Origin of the sequence: Variovorax sp. PBL-H6 (genome assembly GCF_901827155.1) — a bacterium.
In the GTDB taxonomy this organism is placed as follows: Bacteria; Pseudomonadota; Gammaproteobacteria; order Burkholderiales; family Burkholderiaceae_C; genus Variovorax.
The window spans coordinates 176,405-196,814 of record NZ_LR594659.1 but is presented as its reverse complement, the minus strand read 5'-3'; the positions used below and the strand labels follow the sequence as shown (position 1 = coordinate 196,814).

21 protein-coding genes and 1 pseudogene are annotated in these 20,410 nt (G+C 64.4%); 8 read left to right on the top strand and 14 right to left on the bottom strand.

Features of this window, described 5'->3' with window-relative positions; genetic code table 11:
* Positions 1-195: 195 nt before the first annotated feature.
* The 7 genes and pseudogenes from G3W89_RS00960 to G3W89_RS00930 form a co-directional block, all read right to left on the bottom strand.
* Positions 196-660, bottom strand: coding sequence for a cupin domain-containing protein (locus tag G3W89_RS00960; protein WP_162572359.1), 465 nt, complete (start codon positions 658-660; stop codon positions 196-198).
* Positions 661-891: 231 nt separating this feature from the next.
* On the bottom strand, positions 892-1,452 hold the full coding sequence (locus G3W89_RS00955; protein ID WP_162572358.1) for a YbhB/YbcL family Raf kinase inhibitor-like protein: 561 nt from the start codon (positions 1,450-1,452) through the stop codon (positions 892-894).
* Between the two features lie 64 nt (positions 1,453-1,516).
* Complete coding sequence (locus G3W89_RS00950) at positions 1,517-2,164, bottom strand: DUF938 domain-containing protein (RefSeq protein ID WP_162572357.1); 648 nt, start codon at positions 2,162-2,164, stop codon at positions 1,517-1,519.
* Positions 2,165-2,250: 86 nt separating this feature from the next.
* Positions 2,251-2,436, bottom strand: a pseudogene (locus G3W89_RS33595) (hypothetical protein); the annotation flags it as partial.
* 108 nt (positions 2,437-2,544) lie between these two features.
* Positions 2,545-2,922, bottom strand: a complete 378-nt coding sequence (locus tag G3W89_RS00940) for a PH domain-containing protein (protein ID WP_093107968.1) — start codon at positions 2,920-2,922, stop codon at positions 2,545-2,547.
* A 373-nt stretch (positions 2,923-3,295) separates the two neighbouring features.
* A complete protein-coding gene (locus G3W89_RS00935; RefSeq protein WP_197893517.1) occupies positions 3,296-4,087 on the bottom strand; it encodes a DUF3750 domain-containing protein in 792 nt (263 codons plus the stop codon).
* Positions 4,088-4,187: 100 nt separating this feature from the next.
* Positions 4,188-4,364, bottom strand: coding sequence for a DUF1328 domain-containing protein (locus G3W89_RS00930; protein ID WP_162572356.1), 177 nt, complete (start codon positions 4,362-4,364; stop codon positions 4,188-4,190).
* A 131-nt stretch (positions 4,365-4,495) separates the two neighbouring features.
* Here G3W89_RS00930 and G3W89_RS00925 point away from each other — a divergent pair, with 131 nt between their 5' ends.
* A complete protein-coding gene (locus G3W89_RS00925) occupies positions 4,496-5,545 on the top strand; it encodes a hypothetical protein (protein ID WP_162572355.1) in 1,050 nt (349 codons plus the stop codon).
* 9 nt (positions 5,546-5,554) lie between these two features.
* A complete protein-coding gene (locus G3W89_RS00920; protein ID WP_162572354.1) occupies positions 5,555-6,355 on the top strand; it encodes a hypothetical protein in 801 nt (266 codons plus the stop codon).
* A 74-nt stretch (positions 6,356-6,429) separates the two neighbouring features.
* Here the strand turns inward: G3W89_RS00920 and G3W89_RS33155 are convergent, their stop codons facing one another.
* The gene (locus G3W89_RS33155; RefSeq protein WP_232076245.1) at positions 6,430-6,693 is read right to left on the bottom strand and encodes a hypothetical protein; all 264 of its coding nucleotides are present in this window, start codon (positions 6,691-6,693) and stop codon (positions 6,430-6,432) included.
* Positions 6,694-6,849: 156 nt separating this feature from the next.
* On the opposite strand from G3W89_RS33155, the gene G3W89_RS00915 reads away from it, so the two are divergent.
* Positions 6,850-8,490: a patatin-like phospholipase family protein gene (locus G3W89_RS00915; protein ID WP_232076243.1), complete on the top strand. Its 1,641-nt coding sequence runs from the start codon at positions 6,850-6,852 to the stop codon at positions 8,488-8,490.
* Positions 8,491-9,087: 597 nt separating this feature from the next.
* On the opposite strand, the gene G3W89_RS00910 is transcribed toward G3W89_RS00915, so the two are convergent.
* The 3 genes from G3W89_RS00910 to G3W89_RS00900 are packed head-to-tail and all read right to left on the bottom strand — an operon-like array spanning position 9,088 to position 10,675.
* On the bottom strand, positions 9,088-9,933 hold the full coding sequence (locus G3W89_RS00910; protein ID WP_162572352.1) for a PA4780 family RIO1-like protein kinase: 846 nt from the start codon (positions 9,931-9,933) through the stop codon (positions 9,088-9,090).
* Positions 9,934-9,991: 58 nt separating this feature from the next.
* Positions 9,992-10,255: a VF530 family DNA-binding protein gene (locus G3W89_RS00905; RefSeq protein WP_162572351.1), complete on the bottom strand. Its 264-nt coding sequence runs from the start codon at positions 10,253-10,255 to the stop codon at positions 9,992-9,994.
* Between the two features lie 60 nt (positions 10,256-10,315).
* The gene (locus tag G3W89_RS00900) at positions 10,316-10,675 is read right to left on the bottom strand and encodes a hypothetical protein (protein ID WP_162572350.1); all 360 of its coding nucleotides are present in this window, start codon (positions 10,673-10,675) and stop codon (positions 10,316-10,318) included.
* A gap of 305 nt (positions 10,676-10,980) precedes the next feature.
* Here G3W89_RS00900 and G3W89_RS00895 point away from each other — a divergent pair, with 305 nt between their 5' ends.
* On the top strand, positions 10,981-12,021 hold the full coding sequence (locus G3W89_RS00895) for a chemotaxis protein CheB (RefSeq protein ID WP_162572349.1): 1,041 nt from the start codon (positions 10,981-10,983) through the stop codon (positions 12,019-12,021).
* Between the two features lie 471 nt (positions 12,022-12,492).
* Positions 12,493-13,386 (top strand): SDR family oxidoreductase, encoded by an 894-nt coding sequence (locus tag G3W89_RS00890; protein WP_162572348.1) that lies wholly within the window; start codon positions 12,493-12,495, stop codon positions 13,384-13,386.
* Between the two features lie 10 nt (positions 13,387-13,396).
* Here the strand turns inward: G3W89_RS00890 and G3W89_RS00885 are convergent, their stop codons facing one another.
* Together G3W89_RS00885 and ku are read right to left on the bottom strand one after the other, a co-directional pair.
* Positions 13,397-13,837: an NUDIX hydrolase gene (locus G3W89_RS00885; protein WP_162572347.1), complete on the bottom strand. Its 441-nt coding sequence runs from the start codon at positions 13,835-13,837 to the stop codon at positions 13,397-13,399.
* Between the two features lie 21 nt (positions 13,838-13,858).
* Positions 13,859-14,770 carry a non-homologous end joining protein Ku gene (gene ku / locus G3W89_RS00880; RefSeq protein WP_162572346.1) on the bottom strand — a complete coding sequence of 304 codons (912 nt, stop codon included), beginning with the start codon at positions 14,768-14,770 and terminating at the stop codon, positions 13,859-13,861.
* A gap of 146 nt (positions 14,771-14,916) precedes the next feature.
* On the opposite strand from ku, the gene G3W89_RS00875 reads away from it, so the two are divergent.
* Both G3W89_RS00875 and ligD read left to right on the top strand, forming a co-directional pair.
* Positions 14,917-15,243, top strand: a complete 327-nt coding sequence (locus tag G3W89_RS00875) for a hypothetical protein (RefSeq protein ID WP_197893516.1) — start codon at positions 14,917-14,919, stop codon at positions 15,241-15,243.
* A gap of 45 nt (positions 15,244-15,288) precedes the next feature.
* A complete protein-coding gene (ligD, locus tag G3W89_RS00870; RefSeq protein ID WP_162572345.1) occupies positions 15,289-18,669 on the top strand; it encodes a DNA ligase D in 3,381 nt (1,126 codons plus the stop codon).
* A 64-nt stretch (positions 18,670-18,733) separates the two neighbouring features.
* On the opposite strand, the gene G3W89_RS00865 is transcribed toward ligD, so the two are convergent.
* Entirely contained in the window at positions 18,734-19,144 is a 411-nt protein-coding gene (locus G3W89_RS00865) for an SgcJ/EcaC family oxidoreductase (RefSeq protein ID WP_162577257.1), read from the bottom strand.
* A gap of 312 nt (positions 19,145-19,456) precedes the next feature.
* Between G3W89_RS00865 and G3W89_RS00860 the strand changes: the two genes are divergently transcribed.
* Positions 19,457-20,401, top strand: coding sequence for a lipase family protein (locus tag G3W89_RS00860; protein ID WP_162572344.1), 945 nt, complete (start codon positions 19,457-19,459; stop codon positions 20,399-20,401).
* The last annotated feature ends 9 nt before the right edge of the window (positions 20,402-20,410 follow it).

Sequence of the window (20,410 nt, the reverse complement as noted above, 5' to 3'; positions counted from 1 at the left end):
AGGGCGGATTCAACTGGTCAACGCAACACATTCGCTGAACATCTCAGCGGGCGTGTGCTGATCGATACGGCATCGGCAATCTGGCCATGAATCGCGGTCTTCAGCGTATAGGAGCGAGAGCGTCGAAGCATGTCAGCCACGACGCCAGTGCTGCCACCCGGATAAACACCGTGTCGGGTAGAAGCCGCCTCCAATTCACGTAGCCAGGAACTGGAGGCCGTATTTCGCGGCGATATCCTTGGCCTCCTGCGAAGCCTGGCTCGTCGGGCTGCCGGTATCGAGCGCTGAGACTTCGGCTATCAAAGCATCGAAGACTCCACCGGGCGAACTGATGATGAGCTGGCGGCCTACTTCCGGCCCTGTGCTCAAGAATCCGTGCGGTGTGCCGCGGGGCACAAACACAACGTCCCCAGGGCCGAGCTTGAGCAGCTTGCCGTCAAGGCGAAAGTCGTAGTGCCCTTCGCAAATCACAAATGTCTCGTCGTAAGTTGCGTGACGGTGATAGCCAGCGCCAGAGTCCGGCGGCTCGATGGCTTCGCAGACCGTATATGCATTCCAGCCCTCTGCAGCGGTCGTCTTGAACGTCATCGTCATCCTGCCGAGCCTATAGCTCTTACCTTCGCCCGGCTGAAAATGCGTGGGATGCATCGCTCTTTCCATCGTCACCTCCGGTTGGACTGGATACGACAGCGCTTCAAGGAAGAAGCTGCACTGAGTAGGCACCGGCTGCCAACGGCCGGCGTTCCCTGCCCCTCGCATTGGGAGCTGGATTCACTTGCGAAGCGTCCTGATACGCGGTTGCCGGTGCTCTGCAGTGATTCTGCCCTTGTGCAGGCATCGTTCACTGGCGATCGCTCATCGTCCCCTGCCGTGAGCACGGAGGCCGCGCTGCTACTTCTTCTCTGCAGGACGACCATACCTGGCGGTGAAAGTCGCTGATGCAATCTTGTTCGCGTTGGTCATGAAGCCTGCGACTGCGGCTGTCGCGTCCGGCGGCAGTTCGAGCTTGTCCGTCTTCAGCGCATGCACGGTGAACACGTAGCGATGCGGCTTGTCACCCGCCGGCGGGCAGGCGCCGCCCCATGCGGCGAAGCCATAGTCGATGCGGTTCATCGCGGCGCCCTTGGGCAGGTTGGCGCCGCCTTGCGCGCCGGCATTGGCGGACAACTCGGTGACGTTCGCCGGGATGTTGTAGACGAACCAGTGCCAGAAGCCCGAGCCCGTCGGCGCATCGGGGTCGTAGACGGTCACGACGAAGCTCTTGGTGTCCTTGGGCGCGCCGCTCCACTTGAGCGCCGGCGACTTGTTCTCGCCGTTGCAGCCGAAGACGTTGGCCTCAAACTTCTTGTCCATCGTGGAATTGGCCTTCACGTCCGGGCTCTCGAGCTTGAAGCCGGCGGCGTGGGCGCTCGCGACGCTGAAGGCCGCGACGATCATGAGCGTGGTCCGCATATGCATCTCCTTGACAGCAAGGCAGGATGATGCGGCGCAGGCTCGAGGGCGGTCAAGCGATGCGTCAGCGGACGGCAAACTGCTGACCGTCCCGCGCGCCGGGGAATGCGCCGTTCAATTTCCGCCAGACCAGCGTGAAGTTGTTTGCCGGCATGGGTACGGCCTCCTCCAGCGCAAGGCCTTCATTGCCCGCAACGTGCGCCACCTTGTCGATGTCGCGCACGCCCCAGAGCGGATTCCTTGCGCGCAGGTTCGCGTCGAACGCTTCATTGCTCTGCGACGTATGCGCAGCGCCGCGCATGTACGGGCCGTAAGTCACAAGTACGCCCCCTGCAGGCAGGATCCTGGCAGCGCCCGCCATCAACGCGAGCGTGGCCTCCCACGGGGAGATGTGGATCACGTTGATGCACACGACCGCGTCGGCCGCGGATACCGGCCAGGGGTGCTTCATGACGTCGATGGCGAGGGGCGGCTTTACGTTTGACAGGTTGCCTGCGGCCACCCACGCCTCGATGGAAGCATGGCGCTCCACGTCCATCTCGCTGGGCTGGAAGGTGAGGGCTGGCAAAGCCTTGGCGAAGTGCGCCACGTGCTGCCCGGTGCCACTGCCGATCTCAAGCACGAGGCCGCGTGGCGGCAAAGCGCGCGCGAGCACCTCGAGGATCGGCTGCTTGTTGCGCTCGGGGGAGGGGGCGGTCTCGCGTGCGTCCATGCGGCAATGGTAGGCGAATGCGGGGCCCCAGTCGCGCCTGGCGCCTGCGGTCGCCGCGGCGACGAGATGGCGCTCCGGGACGATGCGATTTGCTTGGCCGCCACGACCCAGCGCGCCAATCCACGAGGACAAGCTGGCCGATCTTCGCCATGTCTCGCGGTCGGTCGCAAGCGCAATCCTCCACCGGCATCGGTATCTCCCTTGACCCTGCTCCACTCAACGTCGCTAATCCCCAGAGGTTCGAACAACAGTTCTCGGGCAAATGCATCCAGGGGGCGTCCGGTCGCTTTTCGGACAATCGCGGAGACGAGGTAAGCGCGCCGGTGTTGTAGAAGAACTCCCGGCCTGGCGGCGCCGTTGATGACATGACCAATGTCGCCTCACCTCAACACATAACTCGCCAGCACACTCTGCACCTCATAAATACTGAGCTTCTTATTGAACTGCTTCTGTATCGGCGCAGCAGTCCCCGAGATCCAGATCTTCAGTTCCGCATCCAGGTCGAAGGTACCCGCTGTCTCCACGCTGAAGTGCGTGATGCTCTTGTACGGGATGGAGTGGTATTCGACCTTGCTCCCCGTGATGCCCTGCTTGTCGACCAGCACGAAGCGCTTGTCCGTGAACACGAAGTAATCCCGGATGAGTTGGTAGGCGTGCTCGACCACTTCGCCCTTCGCCAGGATCTGGCTGAACTCCTGTTGGATTTTCGCGGGGTCGATCTTGGCTGCGTTGCCAAGCATTCCATCTAGTAGGCCCATGGTTGCTTCCTTCCAAACTCCATCAATACACGCGACCGTAGCCGGTCGTCGAAGGCTGCTCGGGGGCGCAGCGCGTGGCTAATGTAGGTGGCGCTGGGGCGACACTGCGCAGTCGGATGAATTCTCCCGGCCCAAACCGGCAATAGTGCGCACCACCGCGGAACCGCCCTCTACGCGGCACAGATGCGCGTGCTTCGACGACGGGTCAGGCTGCAGGGGCCGGACCAGCAAGCATGTACGCGGCTCGATAGCCAACTTCCGACGCTGGAGCTGGAAGCCCGGAAGACGCAAGGACCAGCAAAAGCCCGGGCGGAGTTTGATTTGTATGGGGCGCGGAAAAGGTACTTCGAACTGAAGTGCTGAGGAGCCTGCATCAAGGCAGCCGTCCAAAACCCGGCACCCGCAAGGCCCTGTCGTCCACGTCGATGCCGAAGCCCAGCCCCAGCAGATTCAACTCCAGCCCCTCGTCCCGTGCCACCGTCACGCCCGCCAGGCCCAGCAAGGACAGTTGCCACCCGGTGCCGCTAGGTGCGTGGTCGACAAAGGTGGTCAATCCGAGGTAGTCCTTGCCGATGGCGGTGGGTGGCAGGTCCAGTCGCAGGTCGGGCACTTGTCGGGCCACCCAGGCCACGAATGTGTTGCTGTTGGGGCCGGGCCAGAGGCGGTAGGACGAGCGCCAGGGATAGGCCGCAACTGCAGATTCGATCTGGTCGATCATCGCTTCTGCCTTGGCACCTCGATGGTCAGCCAGCAGCTGCGGATCGGCGCCAAACCATTGAACGCTCGGATCGTCGACTTCGCTGGTCACCAGGGCATCACCGCCGCGCCGCGCCCGCCAGCCGACGATGTGGTACGTGGTGTAGCGTTCCGCGCCGGCGCGCTTGACCGCGATCCAGGGGTGGATGCCGAAGGCGCCGCGCCACCGCACGATGCGAGCGCCGTAGACCTGCACGACGGCACCGCGTTCGGACGCAGGGTCAGGCGCCTGTTGGGTGCTCTCACGACTTGCCATGTACCAAGGCGTGTCCAAGTCCAGGCCGCCGGACGCCAGCACACCGACCGGGCCGAGCATCAAAATTGCGAGCAGGCCCAGGAACATCAGCGGCCAACGTGACCACCGCGTGGAGCGCTTCCGGATGGGAGGCGGATTGGAGGCGTCGGTCATGTCGGGAGTATGTGGGGAGAGCGGCCGTGTCGTCGACCTTGCTCCCCGCCATGCCCTGCTTGCCCGCCGTCGAAGGCTGCCGAGGGCGGCACCACCCAGCTTACGATGCGATGGCGCCGATACCCAGGACCGTCAAGGCCACGAACACGATGGCGACGATCAGGAAGATGAAGAACAGGATCTTCGCGATCTTTGCCGCACCGGCGCTGAGCCCGGTAAAGCCGAAGACACCTGCGACGACTGAAACGATGGCGAAGATGATGGCCCACTTCAGCATGAGGTTTTCCTTGTTGGACCCCGGTATTGTTCGCAGCGATCAGCACGCCTGAGTAAGGCTGAGGCTCATAGCAGCGTCAGCGAAATGTCACGACGAGTACTGCCTTCCACTTCGATGCCTGCCTCGGCGGCATGGAACAGCAGCGCTCTGCAGGCTCCCCATTGCTGTGGATGGCAGCGCCCTGGCAATCGCATACGTTGCGGTACCGGCATCAGGCCTCGACCGATCGAATGTCAACCCACGAGGTCACCATGGTCCTTGCACTCCGTCACGCCGTCTGGGTCTGTGCGATTGGCTTCGCCTTGTCCTTGCTGCAATCCTGTGCTTCCTACCGCAACTATTCACAGCTGGAAGTCGGGCCGGGCGCAGAGATGAAATCCAGCGAGGTCACGACCTACGTGACCAACCAGACGGCGGCAATCGACGCGCTGCGCGAAGCGGCTGGTGAGCCTTTGGCGCCAGTTGCGATCGGCAACTGGGACGCCATCATCCATGCCGGCATGGACTTCTCCGACTCGAAGTGCGAAGCCTACATGCATGCGCTGTTTCGCCTGAATCGAGACCGCCGCACGACAGTGGCGCAGGTCGGCCTGCTGGGCGGCGCGACGGCAGGCGTCATGGCGGCTGCGCAGGCGGCGGCCAAGGAAGTCGCGATTGTCGCGATCGCCTTTGGGCTCGCCTCGTCGACGGTCGACAACCTCAGCAGCAACCTGCTCTACGAGCTAGACCCCTCCTCGGTGCGAACGCTCGTCAAGACCATGCAGCAGACCTACCGCCAGGAACTCGGAACCGGCTACACGAACCGCCCGGCCGCGCTGACTGCGATCAGGCGCTACGCGACCCTCTGCGTGCCCGCCAGCATCGAAGCAGAGGTCAATCTGTCGGTCAAGCGAGCGCAGCCCGGGGCCACCGAGGGACGACCCGATGAGGGACGGCCGCCCACCGTGACGAACGCGATCCCGGTCACGGCACAAAACAGCATCGTGCCCCCCGATGATGCTGCGACAAGGCTGCGCAATTTCATTCGGCCAGGCGGCCAGTTGAACCCGAAGAACCAGAAGGTGCTCATCGACTATCTCGCCAAGAATGTTCCGAAAGTCACCATTGCCGCATTTCTGAATTTGCCTGACTTCGCGACAGCCAGAGCCAAGGCAGTCTCGGACCTGAAACTCCCTGTCTAGGAGGAGACCATGTCGTTCCAAAACATCATCCGGGACATTTCGCCCGCCCAACTCCAGCAGGTGCTCGAGGATTCGCAACAGCCCGGCGTCACTGCATCGGTCATTCGGCAGCAAGATGGCAACTCGACGGTCGTTCTCGTATTCGACGACTCCGCTCCTTCGGCAACGGAATCCGACGAAGAAGCGCTCAAGCCCGCCGCATCAACCCAGCTTGGGCCCGTGGCGCCTCCCATGAACGCGACGAAGTTCGCACAGCTTGCATCCGAGTACACCCAGTACTTCGATGCTTGCGTCATCACGAGTCCTCAGCATGTGATGGAGGTGAACAAGCGAGTCGACAAGATGCAGGTGTCAGCGGCACGCTACAAGGCGTTGGCTGGCCCGCTGGGCATCCCGTGGTACTTCGTTGCGATCATCCATTCGCTGGAATCGGGCTGCGACTTCGGCACACACCTGCACAACGGTGATCCGCTTTCAGCGCGGACGAAGCAGGTACCGAAGGGCAGGCCTGTGGCGGGCTCGCCGCCCTTTACCTGGGAAGCCAGTGCCAGGGACGCACTGGAGCTCAAAGGATTTGTTGGCCAGGCCGACTGGAGCATTGCCAGGATGCTGTACCGCTGGGAGTCGAACAATGGCTTTGGCTATCGCCCACGGCACATTCCCTCTCCCTATCTCTGGAGCTTCTCCAACCTTTACGTGAAGGGCCGTTTCGTCGCCGACCACGTTTTCGATGCCAGCAGCGTTTCCAAACAGTGTGGTGCGGGCGTGCTGTTGAAAGCGCTGACTGTGCGAGCAGTGGAACATCTGTGAGCGTGTTCGAAAGCACCACCATGTCATCGAAGGAAGCGTCGCCGTCCTCGGTCCCGGAAAGTTCATCTGCCGCTTCAGCCATCGCCTACTGCGACCTGATCATGAAGGGCGGTATCACCAGCGGCGTGGTCTACCCCAAGCTGATTTCGGGGCTCGCGGCCAAGTACCGTTTCAAGAACGTCGGCGGCACGTCCGCGGGTGCCATTGCTGCGGCCGGATGCGCCGCTGCCGAATTCCGGCGCCTCACGGGTGATGCCGCTGGTTTCGCGAAGCTCGACAAGCTTCCCGACGAACTCGGCCGCGAGGTGGGCAAAGGCGAAGGGTCGGTGCTTCGGCATCTGTTCCAGCCAAGCCGTGCCTTGGCACGTCACTTCGATGTGCTGGTCGCATCGTTGAACCAGCCAAGCAAGGTGGCAATAGTCGTCAACGGACTCGGTACGCTGCTCCTGCGCTACTGGGGCATCGTCGCAGCCGTCGCGCTCCTGATGCTCGCTGTGCTGGTCGCGCTCATCCGCTCGATCGGCCCCGTTCCCTGGGGCGAGGCATCGATCATTGCCGGCGTCGCTTCGGCGGCCTGGCTGGCCGCGGGCTGGTTATTCATTTGGCGGCATGCATGCCGCGCAACCAAGCCTGCGCTCAAGGCGCGCATCGGGCTGTGGTGGCTAGGCGGCATGGCAGCGCTCTTTGCGGCAATGTCACGGATCGATTCGCAACCCTGGGTGACGGCGTGGCCGGCGGATCTGCTGGCGACCGTCTCATGGGGGCTCGCCCTGCCGCTGGCGCTGGGCCTTGCGTTCGGCCTCTGCGGGTGGAGGTTCGTCGCGTCACTGCTGACGGGGCTACACGACAACCTTTGGGGAATCTGTTCGGGCCTCAGTACGCAAGGCGACACACCCGTTGCAGGACTCACTGTCTGGCTCACCCGCTATTTCAACGAAGTCGCAGGACTCGACACCGCCGCACGGCCGTTGACGCTGGGCGACCTCTGGAGCGGCGATCGAGTGCTCGGCGACGATCCTTCCGAAGCAGAAGACACGCCGTTGTCCGAAAGAAAGATCAACCTCGAGGTCATGACGACGGCAGTCACCCGGCAGATGCCCTATGCCCTGCCGTTGCGGCCAGGTGCCGGTGCGTATTTCTTCGATCCCGAGGAATGGAAGCGCCTGTTCCCACCTTCCGTCATGAATTGGCTGCTCGAGGCCAGCCCGCCCATTCCGGCGAATGGCGGTGCCCGCACGCGAGACGGCAGGCCGCTGCGCCGTCTGCCCTGTAACCGGCATCTGCCGGTTGTGCTGCTCGTGCGAATGAGCCTGAGCTTTCCGGTACTGCTGTCCGCCGTGCCCATGTATGCATTCGACTACAGCGGAAAGGCCGAGAGCGCGTTTCCAAAGAAGGTGTGGTTCTCCGACGGCGGCATCGCAAGCAACATGCCGCTCCACTTCTTCGACGCACCGCTCCCGGGGCATCCGACCTTTGCCGTCAACCTGAAGGATGAACATCCCGATCACCCCATCCGAGCCGACGTGGACGCGTGTGCGCTCGACAATGGCCGCGTCTATCTCCCCGACAACAACGCGGCCGGCTTGCAACAGTACTGGAAGGAGATCGACGAGTCCTCGTCGCTGGGCCTGTTCAATCTTCTGTGGAGGATGGTCGAGACCATGCGCACCTGGCACGACGAGATCCAGCTACCGATGCCTGGATACCGCGATCGAGTGGTGCAAATTGCGCATAAGCCCAGGGAAGGCGGCCTGAACCTCGACATGCCCAGCGGACACATCGAGGCTTTGAGCGCGGCCGGCGCATGCGCTGCGAAACGGTTGATCGAGCGGTTCTCGTTCGCGGCCGGCCAACCGTTGTCCGAGGGCTGGAAGAATCATCGGCAGATTCGAATGAGGATGTTCATTGCGCTTTCCGAGATGCTGGGCCGGCACCCATCGGTTCACGATCCCGCGTGGCGCGAACTACTCGCGACTGGCGATGTTCCATACGACGCAGTGCAGCGGCAGATGGCCGTGCACACATTCGATGCGCTGGGCACCATCGGCCCCGCGGTCGACCGCGAGTCGCAGCTCGCGTTGCTCGAAAAGGCACCCCGCCCTCGCCCCGTGTGGCGAATCGTTCCGCGCATCTGAAGGGACTGGAGGGCCATGGCGTTGCGCGATGTCGCGCCTATGCTGGCGTTGGCCAGCGTAGGGTCCCTCCGACAGCAACCGGGGCCCACCTCGCACAGCACGAACGCGTCGCAGGCGCCAAATGAAGTTCAGGTTCGACTTCAAGGAGACGCAGTATGTCCACGTTCAGCACCGCGCTCGGCGCGACTTGCCTGGTGCTCGCATCTGTCTGCGCCACGGCCCAGACGGGACCCACGGGAGCACCCCCCACCCACCCCGCGACAGGTGGCAGCGATGCCACGGCGACTCCGAGTCCGACCACTCCTCCCACGCACCCGGCAGTTGGCACCAGCGGGGCCACTCCGGAGGCAGCACGCAAGCAGAACCCCTTGATGGACAACAACGATGCGAGCGGCGACGCAAGGCGTGGCAACGCCCGCACAAGTTCCAAGCAGGGTCAGGGCGGCAGCGCCGGGCGCAATCCCACGAGCACGGACTCGATGGGAAAGGACAACATGCCGAAGCAACCGGCCACGCAGTCCAGGTAATCGACAGGGCCTGCCGTAGAGATCGCGTCAGGCCGGCGGTGCTCCCTGGCGGAGAAAGCCGCCAGCCGAGTCAGCGCACGGCCATGCGAACAATCCGCGCCGCCTCTTCGGCGCGCGCGTCTTCCACCTCGCGCATCACCCCGCCCAGGTCCACCGGCCCGCTCGGACGCGCGAAGCTGCCCGTGAGCGCCGAGCCCGTGTGAAGCTCGCCACGCTCGTAGAGGTTCCAAATCTCCTCTCCGTAGCGGGTGGACAGCAACTCGGGCGCGAACTGCCCGAAGAAGCCGGCAAGATTCCCCACATCGCGCAACAGCATCCGCCGTGCGTGGTTGTTGCCGGCGGCATCGACGGCCTGCGGCAAGTCGATGATGACGGGGCCATCAGCGGCGAGCAGCACGTTGAACTCGGAAAGATCGCCATGCACCACGCCCGCGCACAGCATGCGAATCACCTCGACCAGCAGCGTCGCGTGATGCCGCCGCGCGTCCTCCGGCGTGAACACGACATCGTTGAGGCGCGGTGCTGCATCCCCGTGCTCGTCGGTGACCAACTCCATCAGCAGCACGCCGTCGGCAAAGTTGTAGGGCTCCGGCACGCGCACGCCCGCCGCGGCCAGCCTGTAGAGCGCATCGACCTCGGCGCTTTGCCAGGCTGCCTCTGTCGCTTGCCGGCCGAACTTGGTGCCCTTGGCCATGGCGCGCTGCAGACGCGTGTTCTTGACCTTGCGGTTTTCGGTGTAGTCGACGGCCTGGCGGAAACTGCGCTGGGTCGCTTCCTTGTAGATCTTGGCGCAGCGCGTCTGGTCGCCGCAGCGCACCACGTAGACCATTGCTTCCTTGCCGCTCATGAGCTGGCGAACCACGCTGTCGATCAATCCTTCGTCGATCAGCGTCTGTAGTCGAGGGGGTGCTTTCATGGCTCATTCTGCCTGTCTGCCGGTTGGGCCCGCGATGCGGAGGCCCACGCACCCCGATCTAGGGCTGGTGGAGGCGCCTGCGCTTTTCTTCCCGAAGCATGTACAGGTAAAGACCTTCGACCTTCTCTCGTGCCCACGGCGTCTTGCGCAGAAACTTCAGGCTCGATTTGACGCTCGGGTCGTGCGAGAAGCAGCGCACCGGTATTCGCACCGCGAGATCGTCCCATCCGTAGCGGGCTTGCAGTGCGACCACCATGGCCTCGAGCGTCACGCCGTGCAGTTGATTCCGCGGCTGGGCGGGGTGGGAAGAGGCGTCTTGCATGGGGAGATTCTGCACCGCTGAATCGCTTGCCCGTGGGCGGAAGGCGCCTTGATGGGCCAGTCAATCCGAATCAGGAAACGTCTCGGTGAAGGCTGCCGCAAAAGCGGGCGACCCGGTGAGAGTGAGGGCAAGGGTCACTCGCCCAGGCACGCGCGGCATGGAAATCATCGCGCGCTCGCAGTCGTAGGTGATTTCAAGCGGGACATCTTGCTCGGCCACTGCCTGCAACTCGAAGTCCCACTCGCCGCTCTCTTCGACAGAAGAGGGTGCGCCGAAGTCGAGACAGGCCCAGCCGAGCACGGTTTCGACCTCATGGATCAGGGCCGGCAAGCGATCCGCAAGGACCGACGCCATCGCGTCGAAGCTGCAGGCGCCGGTCTCCTCGTCGGTCGATTCGAAGAGCAGGTAGTCGAGTGGCATGCCTGGAGGATGCCGCAATGTCGAAAAGTCGGCTTCCGCGGAAGGACATCTTCAATGGCGGGTGCGGAGGCTCGCCTTGCGGTGCTCGGCTGCCTCGGCGACTGCCAGTCCCGCCCTACCTTCGACCGTCAGCGCCGTGCGGGCGGCAGGTCGGGAAGTGAACAAGGTTGTGGATTCGCTCAGGCGTGCAGTCGAATCGCAAGGCAGCGCGCCGGCGTGAGCGCGAGGAGGATGCGGCGAAATTTCCAGGCTGACGTCGGCACCAGGCATGCCGCTTGCCGGGGAAGGTGCTCCGGGACGAGTTTATGGACGCAACGCATTCGAAGCAGCCGCTCTACAGACCCACCGCTTCGGCGAACATTCCGCGCTTGATCGTGGTCGGCGCATCTGTTGGCGGGGTGGCTGCGCTCTCGACCATGGCTGCGAGCCTGCCGGCCGACTTTCCCGCGCCAGTACTCATGGTGCTCCACACCGGCAGCCATCCGAGCGTCCTTCCGGAACTGCTTGCCGCGCGCGGCGCCCTGCCCGCCCATCATCCGGTGGACGGCGAACCCATCGAAAATGGACACATCTATGTGGCACCGCCAGACCATCACATGCTGGTGGAAGGCGCGCACGTTCGACTGAACCGGGGGCCGAAGGAACACCACACGCGGCCGGCAGTCGACCCGCTGTTCCTGTCGGCGGCCCTCAGCTACGGACCTGCCGTGGTTGGGGTCGTGCTCACGGGCACGCTGGACGACGGCACCGCAGGCCTGCAGGCGATCAAGGCCTGTGGCGGACTGGCTTTGGTACAAGACCCTTCCGATGCACTCGAGCCCGGCATGCCGTCGAGTGCGATGAAGTACGTCGAGGTCGACCATTGCCTGCCGCTCGCGCAGATTGGCGGGCTGCTGAGCAGCCTGGCCTCCGTGCCCGTCCTCTCGAGCAGGCCCGCCGTCGATAGCGCAAGGCACGCACGCCTTGCACACGAGCTGCGGCTCGCGACAGCCGAAGGAGACTTCATGGAACACCTCGAAGCGATTGCGCAGCCATCGGCCTTTGCATGTCCGGATTGCAAGGGCGGACTCTGGCAGCTCGACGGTGCAACGCCGGTCCGCTACCGCTGCCACACGGGCCACGCCTTCACGCTGAACACACTGCAGCACGCCTTGACCGAAACCATGGACGAGGCGCTCTGGGGCGCGGTGCGTGCACTGCAGGAGCAAACCGTGCTGCTGGGCATGATGTCCCTCGTTCACCGCCGGGAAGGCGAAGAGGGCGAGGCGCTCAAGATCGAAGCGATTCGCAGCGGCCTCGATACGCAGGCTCGCAGGTTGCGAGAACTGGTCGAAAAATCGAACTGAAGCAGCTGGAAGCCGAGCGAGCACCGGAACTTCCTCGCGCTGCTGCAGCGGCTGGGCACCGAGGGCCGGCGCGAGTGAGCGATTCATTCGATGGTTCTGGGCATCGGCGATGCTGGCGCTGCTGAACGTGTCGCTGGAACGCTGCTCGGCGGCCTCGATGATGCGGGTCTTCCGGCTGCTGCTGGGCCGCAGCGGCTACTGCTTCGGTTTCCCGAAGGTCGGCTTGGCAGCATGCCTTGGCGGCCGAAGCTGTTGCAGCTGCGCGAGGGCATGCGCTGCGCATTGCATTGCCTGCTCCCGAGACGCAAGGCCTGCCCGGCTTGCTCAGGCGACGCCGGCACTGATCGCCCGACGCACCAGCAGACCGCCGCGACTCATCAATCCAGACCTACATTCTTTCGCGGGCTTTCCAGCATCCCGCACTCGGCCGTTTGCATGGAGCCTGTCCCTCCACCACGAACGGAGCACGACATGGGACACCGCGGCAAGAGCCTCGACAAGCAGGTCATGGTCATCACGGGTGCCTCCAGCGGCATCGGCCTGTGTACGGCGAAGCTGGCGGCGGAAGCCGGCGCCAGCCTGGTGCTGGTCGCACGCAGCACGGATGTGCTGGAACAGCTGGCGGCCGAGATCCAGGCCAAGGGCGGACGTGCGGTCGTCGCAGGCGCTGACGTGGCGGAGCGCTCGCAGATCGAGGAAGCCGCACGAACCGCGATCCAGCAATTCGGGCGCATCGACACGTGGGTCAACAACGCGGGCGTGTCGATCTACGGACGTCTCGACGAGGTGAGCGATGAGGACAGCCGCCGGTTGTTCGACATCAACTTCTGGGGCATCGTCAATGGCTCGCTGACCGCCCTGCCCCACCTGCGAAAGGAAGGCGGCTCGTTGATCAACGTCGGCAGCGAAGTCTCCGATGCAGTGGTTCCGCTGCAGGGCATGTATTCGGCTTCGAAGCACGCGGTCAAGGGGTTCACCGATGCGCTGCGCGTCGAGGTCGAGGACGTGGACAAGGCGCCGGTGCACATCGTGCTCATCCAGCCGACGGCGGTGAACACGCCATACCCGGAGCACGCGAGAAACTACATGGACCAGGAGCCGAAGCTGCCCACGCCCATGATCGACCCCGAGGATGTGGCGAAAGCGATCCTCAAGGCTGCGACCGACGGCGGGCGCGACGTCAAGGTGGGATCGATGTCGGTGCTGAACACCACGATGTCGAAAGTCTTGCCTTCGCTGGCCGACAAGATGTCCGCCAAGCAGGTCGATCGCCAGCAGCGGTGGGAAGACCCGGACAAGCCGCAGGGGACGCTCTACGAGGCCGGGCATTCCGGCCGGACGCACGGGCGCCCCGAGGCGGCGTGAACCTGGCGCATCAGGCACCCGGCATTGCTTCGAAACCAGGGAGCGTCCGAAGCAGCGCCGTCATCGACTTGGCCGCAAGGTCCGGTATGTCGGCGACATCGACCCACCTGAACTGATCGACCTCGGGCGTCATGGCGCCCGAGACATGGTGAGGAAAAAAGCTCACGCACTTGCACGCCGTGATGTCGCATCGATCGGTATGGACGAGCGCCCTGAACAAGTGAAGGTCCTTGCGGGAGTGATACGGCATGAGGCCCAGCTCCTCCATCTCCGCGGCCGTCAGGTCGATGCCGGTTTCCTCCTGGACCTCGCGGATGGCCGCATCTCGCGGGGCTTCGCCTTGCTCCGCGCCGCCTTTGGGGATGTCCCAGTGTCTCTGTCCCGTGGCATGCGCCAGCAGCAGTTGGCCGTGCTCATTCAAGATGAGAACGCCATAGGAAGTCGTCTTCATCGCGTGGCGGCACAAGCCGAGCTACGCCGCCTTCTGCTCGGCGGTGGTCTTCTTCGCTGCCGCACGCCTTGGCTTCGACTTCTTAGCGGGAGCCGCCTTCGCAGCAGACTTGCCGGCGGCCTTGCCATGGGCCTTCGAGCCGCCCTTCAAGCTCCTTTGCAGCAGCTCGGTGAGGTCGATGACGTTGGAGCTTTCCGGCCGCGCTTCCTCTTCCGGCTCGATGACGGTTTCCGTCTTGCCCGCCTTCGCCTTCTTTTCGACCAGCTTCATCACCTGGTGCCGGAACTCGTCCTTGAAATCTTCCGGGTCCCACTTGCCGGACATTTCGGCAATCAGCTGCTTGGCCATCTTCATCTCCGCGGCGCTGACGTTCTTTCGCCCCGCGGGCGGAAGGTCGAGCGAATCCAGCGCCTTGACTTCGTCACCCCAGCGCAGCAGGTTCAGGACCAGGGCTGCGCCGGACGGCACCAGCGCGGCAAGGTGCTGCTTGGTGGCAATCACCACCTTGGCGAGCGCAATCTTCCCGCTGTCGATGAGTGCCTCGCGCAAGAGGGCGTAGACCTTGTCGCTCTTGTCGATGGGCGCCACATAGTAGGGCCGCTCCAGGAAGATGAACGGCATTTCGGCTGCATCGATGAAGCGCTCGATCTCGATGGTCTGCGTCGTCCTGGGAAAGACGGCCTCGATCTCTTCGGGGCTGATGATGACGTACTTGCCGTCCTCGTACTCGACGCCTTTGACAATGTCGTCCTTGTCGATTTCCTTGCCCGTCCGCTTGTTGACGCGCTTGTAGCCGACACGGTCCATGGAGCGCTTGTCGAGCCAGTCGAAGTCCACGCCTTCCTCGGTCGCTGCCGTGTGAAGACCGACGGGGATGTGGACGAGGCCGAAGGTGATGGCCCCCTTCCAGAGCGTGCGACTACCTGTTGCCATGCCTCAGCTTCCTTGCGGCGGGACGACCCCGCAGCGCGCAGCCTGGGCCCGCCAGGCCAACCGCCGCGTAGGTGCGCGTAGCACCGTGCCGTAGGGAGGCTGCGCGTTCCAGCAAGACCCCATGCCGGAAGCGCTACCCTACGGGCATGCCAAGCCTGCGCCACATCGCGGTCTACGTCGAGGAGCCGAAGGCGGGCCGCTTCGCATGGGTCCTTGCCGAGCTCGAGGGCCGCAGTTGGCGACAGCTGGACAAGTCCGACTCGCCGGTGGCGAGCTACAAGACAGCCATGGCCGAAGGGCTGCTCGCGCTGCAGGCCATGGTCGACGACCTGGATGCCGGGCCTCGCGAATCCGATGCGCCCGCTCGCCCAGGCGATGCTGGCGAGAGCCGCGATCAAGAAGCGGAGCGCGCTGCTCCCGCGAAAGAGGCCGCACCCGGAAAGCGGTACTTCGGATTCGGACCCGCGCAGTGACGCTGGCAACGTCGGTGGCTGGCAGCGCCTGAGAGTCCCAAAACCGTGCGGATAGCGACCTGGAACATCAACAACGTCACGAAGCGGCTGGCGCTGCTGTGCGACTGGCTCGAACGCACCCAACCCGACGTGGTGGCACTGCAGGAGCTGAAGACTTCGACGGCCGAGTTCCCGACCGAGCGGCTGCGGTCGCTCGGCTACGAATGCCTGGTGGTCGGCCAACGCAGCTGGAACGGCGTCGCCCTCCTCGCCCGTGGACATGAACCTCTGCCGGTCGCCACGGCGCTGCCGGGCGATTCGAAGGACAGGGAGGCGCGCTATGTCGAGGCCGCGATCAACGGGGTGCTGTTCGCCTGCCTCTACCTGCCGAACGGCAACCCTCAGCCCGGACCCAAGTTCGACTACAAGCTGCGCTGGTTCGAGCGCATGCGCGAACGCGCCGAGGAACTCTGGGCGTCCGGGCAGCCGGTCGTGCTGCTGGGCGACTGGAACGTCGTCCCGACGGACGCCGACATCTACAAGCCCGACACCTGGCGCGACAACGCATTGCTGCAGCCCGAGCCGCGCCAGGCCTTTGCCGCGGTGCTCGCCCAGGGCTGGACCGATGCGCTCCAGGCCGTGCATCCGAAGGAGAAGCTGTTCACCTTCTGGGACTATCGCCGCAAGCGATGGGAGCGCGATGCGGGCCTGCGCATCGACCACATCCTCGTCGGCAAGTCGCTGAAGGTCGTGGATGCGGGCGTGGACCGCGACGAACGTGGACGCGAGAACGCCAGCGACCACGCGCCGGTCTGGGCGGAGCTCCGACCTGCCAGGCCGACCCGGACCGCCGCTGGAAAGTCCCGCGCGCCTGCGCCCAGGAAAGGACAGCCGCCCGAGCCGCTCACGCGCTACAACGCCAAGCGCGATTTCTCGAAGACCGCCGAGCCGGCCGGCACTCGCGCGCGACGAAGCAGGGCAAAGCACGAGGGGCAGCCCGTCTTCGTCATACAGAAGCACTGGGCCTCCCGGCTGCACTACGACGTGCGCCTGGAGCTCGACGGCGTCATGGTGTCGTGGGCCGTCCCCAAGGGGCCGTCCTACGACCCGGCTCTCAAGCAGATGGCCATCCATGTCGAAGACCACCCCATCGACTACAACACCTTCGAAGGCGAGATCCCCAAGGGCGAGTACGGCGGCGGGTCGGTCATCGTGTGGGACCAAGGCACCTGGGAACCCGTCGGCGACCCACGGGAAGGGCTTGCCAAGGGCAAGCTCATCTTCAAGCTGCATGGACAGAAGCTTGCCGGGCTGTGGGAGCTGGTGCGCATCTCGAAGCCCGGGGAGAAGAAGCAGGAACAGTGGCTGCTCCTGAAGAAGCGGGGCGATGCGTGGGCCCGGCCCAGCACCGAGTACGACGTGATTGCCGCCCTGCCGGACAGCGTGGTCGCGCACCCCCTGGGCGCGATCGAGGAGCGCGAACCGCGCGGCGTTGCCGCACCGCGGCCGCGTACCGACACGGCCGACCTGCGTCAGGCCAGGCCGGCACCGTTGCCCGCCAAGCTGAAGCCCCAATTGGCCACGCTGGTCTCGTCGGTGCCGCGGGGCGACTGGGTCGTCGAAAGCAAGTTCGACGGCTACCGCCTCCTCGCACGCATCGACAAAGGCGAGGTCCGGCTATTGACGCGCAATGGCCATGACTGGACCCGCAAGCTCGAGTCCATTGCAGCGGCGATTGCGGACCTTGGGCTGGACAACGCCTGGCTCGATGGTGAAATCGTGGTGCTGAACGAGGCGGGCGTGCCCGACTTCAACCGGCTTCAGAACGCCATCGACAACGCACGCACCGGCGACATCCGGATGTTCGTGTTCGACGCGCCTTTCCTTGGCGGCCTGGACTTGCGCGATGTGCCGCTGGCGAGCCGGCGGGAGGCGCTCAGACAGCTGTTCGAGCAGCACGAGGACGGCATCGTCCGCTTCAGCCAGTCGTTCGACGTGCTGCCGGGACAACTGCTGGATGCCGCCTGCCGGATGGGCATGGAAGGCATCATCGTCAAGCGTGCCGACTCGCCCTACACCTCGGGCCGCACGGAAACATGGTTGAAGCTGAAGTGCACGCACAGGCAAGAGTTCGTGGTGGTCGGCTACACCGACCGCGCGGGTGCCGCTCGCGAGGTCGGGAGCTTGCTGTTGGGCTATCACGAAGGCAAGGCATTGCGGTTTGCCGGCTCGGTAGGAACGGGGTGGGACTCGGCGAAGGGGCAAGCGTTGAAGACGGTGCTGGCCAAGCTGCGGGTCAGCCAGCCCACCGTCGCGCCCGAAGATGCCAAGCCCGGCCGGTGGTCAAGGCGCGGGCCCGGCTCCGAGCACTGGGTCGAACCCACGATGGTGGTGGAGGTGGCGTTCTCGGAGTGGACGCCGGATGGCCGCATCAGGCATCCGGTGTTTCGCGGCGTGCGCACCGACAAGGCAGCGACGCTCGTCGTGCGCGAGGACGCCATGCCCATCGGGGCAGCCCCTTCCGCCCCGAAGCTGCCGCCGGGCACCGGCGTGAAGGTCACGAACCCCGAGCGGGTGATCGACCCCTCCACCGGCTTGCGAAAGGTGGACCTGGTCCGCTACTACGAGAGCGTGGCCGAATGGATGCTGCCGCACCTGAAGGGCCGGCCGGTGTCTTTGGTGCGGGGGCCCACCGGCATCACGGGCGAGCTGTTCTTCCAGAAGCACGACGACAAGCTCTCTATTCCGCATGTGCGCAACTTGCCCGCGCATCTCTGGCCCGGCCACGCCGAGCTGCTGGAAGTTGGCGGTGCGCGTGCGCTGGTGGCCTGCGCGCAGATGAACGTCATCGAGTTCCACACATGGAACTCGCTGGCCAGGAACATCGACAAGCCGGACCGGATGATCTTCGACCTGGACCCGGGGGAAGGCACGAGTTGGCAGTACGTGCAGGAGGCCGCGACCCTGGTGCGCACCTTGCTGTCGGAGCTCGGGCTCGAGTCATGGCTGAAGACGAGCGGTGGCAAGGGCCTGCACGTCGTGGTGCCGTTGGCGCCGCGCTTCGACTACGACACCGTCAAGGCGTTCTCGCAAGCAGTGGTGCAGCATCTGGCCAGGACCATCCCTTCGAGGTTCGTCGCCAAGAGCGGAGCGTCGAATCGCGTCGGCAAGCTCTTCGTCGACTACCTGCGCAATGGCCACGGCGCCACGACTGCCGCGGCGTTCTCGGCGCGCGCACGTCCGGGCCTCGGCGTGTCGATGCCGGTGAGCTGGGATGAGCTGCCCAAGCTCAAGAGCGGGGCCCAGTGGACGATCGCGACGGCGCGGGAGTACCTGTCTTTTCAAAGGACGGACCCGTGGTCGGCGTACTGGGCCACCAGGCAATCGCTGAATGCGGCGATGAAGACCCTGGGATTCGTCGCGCCCAAACAGAAGTCTCGGGCCTAGCTGCTCGAACTCCGCGTCAGGCTTGCGATCGGCTCGACGCCGCACGCGCACCCACTGGCGCTGTCTACTTCTCCGGCATGGCCGAAGAATGATGGCTGGTGATCAGCCATTGACTGCCGTCCCACTTGTAGGTGTACGTGTACCGCGCCTTGACGACAGCACCAGTCCTGGCGAAGGTAAAGGTGTACAGGCCGGCATCCACTGCCGAGGTGCAACCGATCTCGATGGTCCTGGAGTCGATGCGACCGAACGGCTTGTTCTCGAGAAAGTGCTGGAAGTAATCCAGCTTCTGCGCCGCATCGAGACGCGGCGTGTTGGAGACGGTGGGCAGCAGAACGGATCGGTCCGCGTAGTTCGCAACCACCTTGCGTGGGTCGCCGGTCTGCAATGATTGGTTCCAGCGGTCAAACAGCGCAGCAATCTCTCGCTCGCTGGTCGACTTGCAGGTCTCAGTTCTTGCCGATGTGGAACCCATCGGGCTCGAGACACAACCGCCGAGCAGAGTGCCCGCGGTCAGAAGAGAAAACAGGACAGCTTTCTTCACGAGCGCTCCTTTTATCGCGGCAATTCGACCGCACAGAACACGGTGCGTGCCGAATGTATATCGATACACGCCTGAATAGCTAATTCGGCAATGCGCTGGACGCCGCGTCGGAGTCGGGATCGAGCCTTCCAAACTGCGCAGATAGATCGAACAAAGAGCGTCCTTTGCGTGTCAATGCTCCTTCTTGCTGTGGATTGCGCCCCCGGGCTGAAGCTCCTATCCTCGCCTCGGAGGTCAGGCGCCATGAACACAATGATTCGCACGCTGAGTGCGTCGCTGCTGGCATTTGCGTGCACCGGGTGCATCTCGCTGCAGCAGACAGAGGCCCAGGTTGCCATTCGGCCGCCCGGCAAGCGGGTGATCAACGAGCTGCGTCCCTTCGAGCCCGAGGCAAAGCGGCACCTGCCCTATGCCTGGTTGTCCCAATCCGCGTACGAAGAGACGCCGGCGGCCCAGCAAAAGCCGGACCCTTGCCGAGACGCGGATCAAGCGCTGGGCGAGGCCCGCTGGAAACGCTGGGACGGGTTCCCGCGCGAAGAGAGCCTGAAGACCGACATCGAGAACTACCACCTTCGCGTCGAGGTGTGGAGCAAGGAAAGCCCGCCTCAGGTGGCCGTGGCTTTCGGCGGGACGGTCTTCGACAACCAGAACGACTGGCGGGCCAACCTGCGCTGGTTCCTTCCCAAGCACGACGACCAGTACACCCTCGTGGTGAAGCGCCTTGGCCCTGCTTTCAGCGAGGAGCTCAAGCGCAGGATGGCGCAACGGGAATGGGGTGACGCCAAGCCTTCGATCGTGGCCACCGGTCATTCACTGGGCGGGGGCCTTGCGCAGCAGTTCGCCTATGCGCTCCCGCTGGATCGCGACGTTCCCAAGGTGTCGATGGTCTATGCCTTCCACCCCTCCCCCGTGACCGGCTACTTCTCCGTGGAGCAACACACCCGCGAGGAGAACGCGAAAGACTTGAAGATCGAGCGGATCTACGAACGCGGCGAGATCCTGGCCTTGCTGCGCTCGCTTCAAAGCGTCTTCTTCAAACCATCGGAAGCAGCGCCTGTGATCACCGGGTATCGGTACAGCGTCGTGCACAAGGCAGACCCGGTCCAGGATCACTCCCTTGGGAAGTTTGCGTGTGCCCTGGCCGCGAAGCTGGGGATGAACGGAGCCCAGGAGGCCCAGGCCCGGTGACCTTGGCGA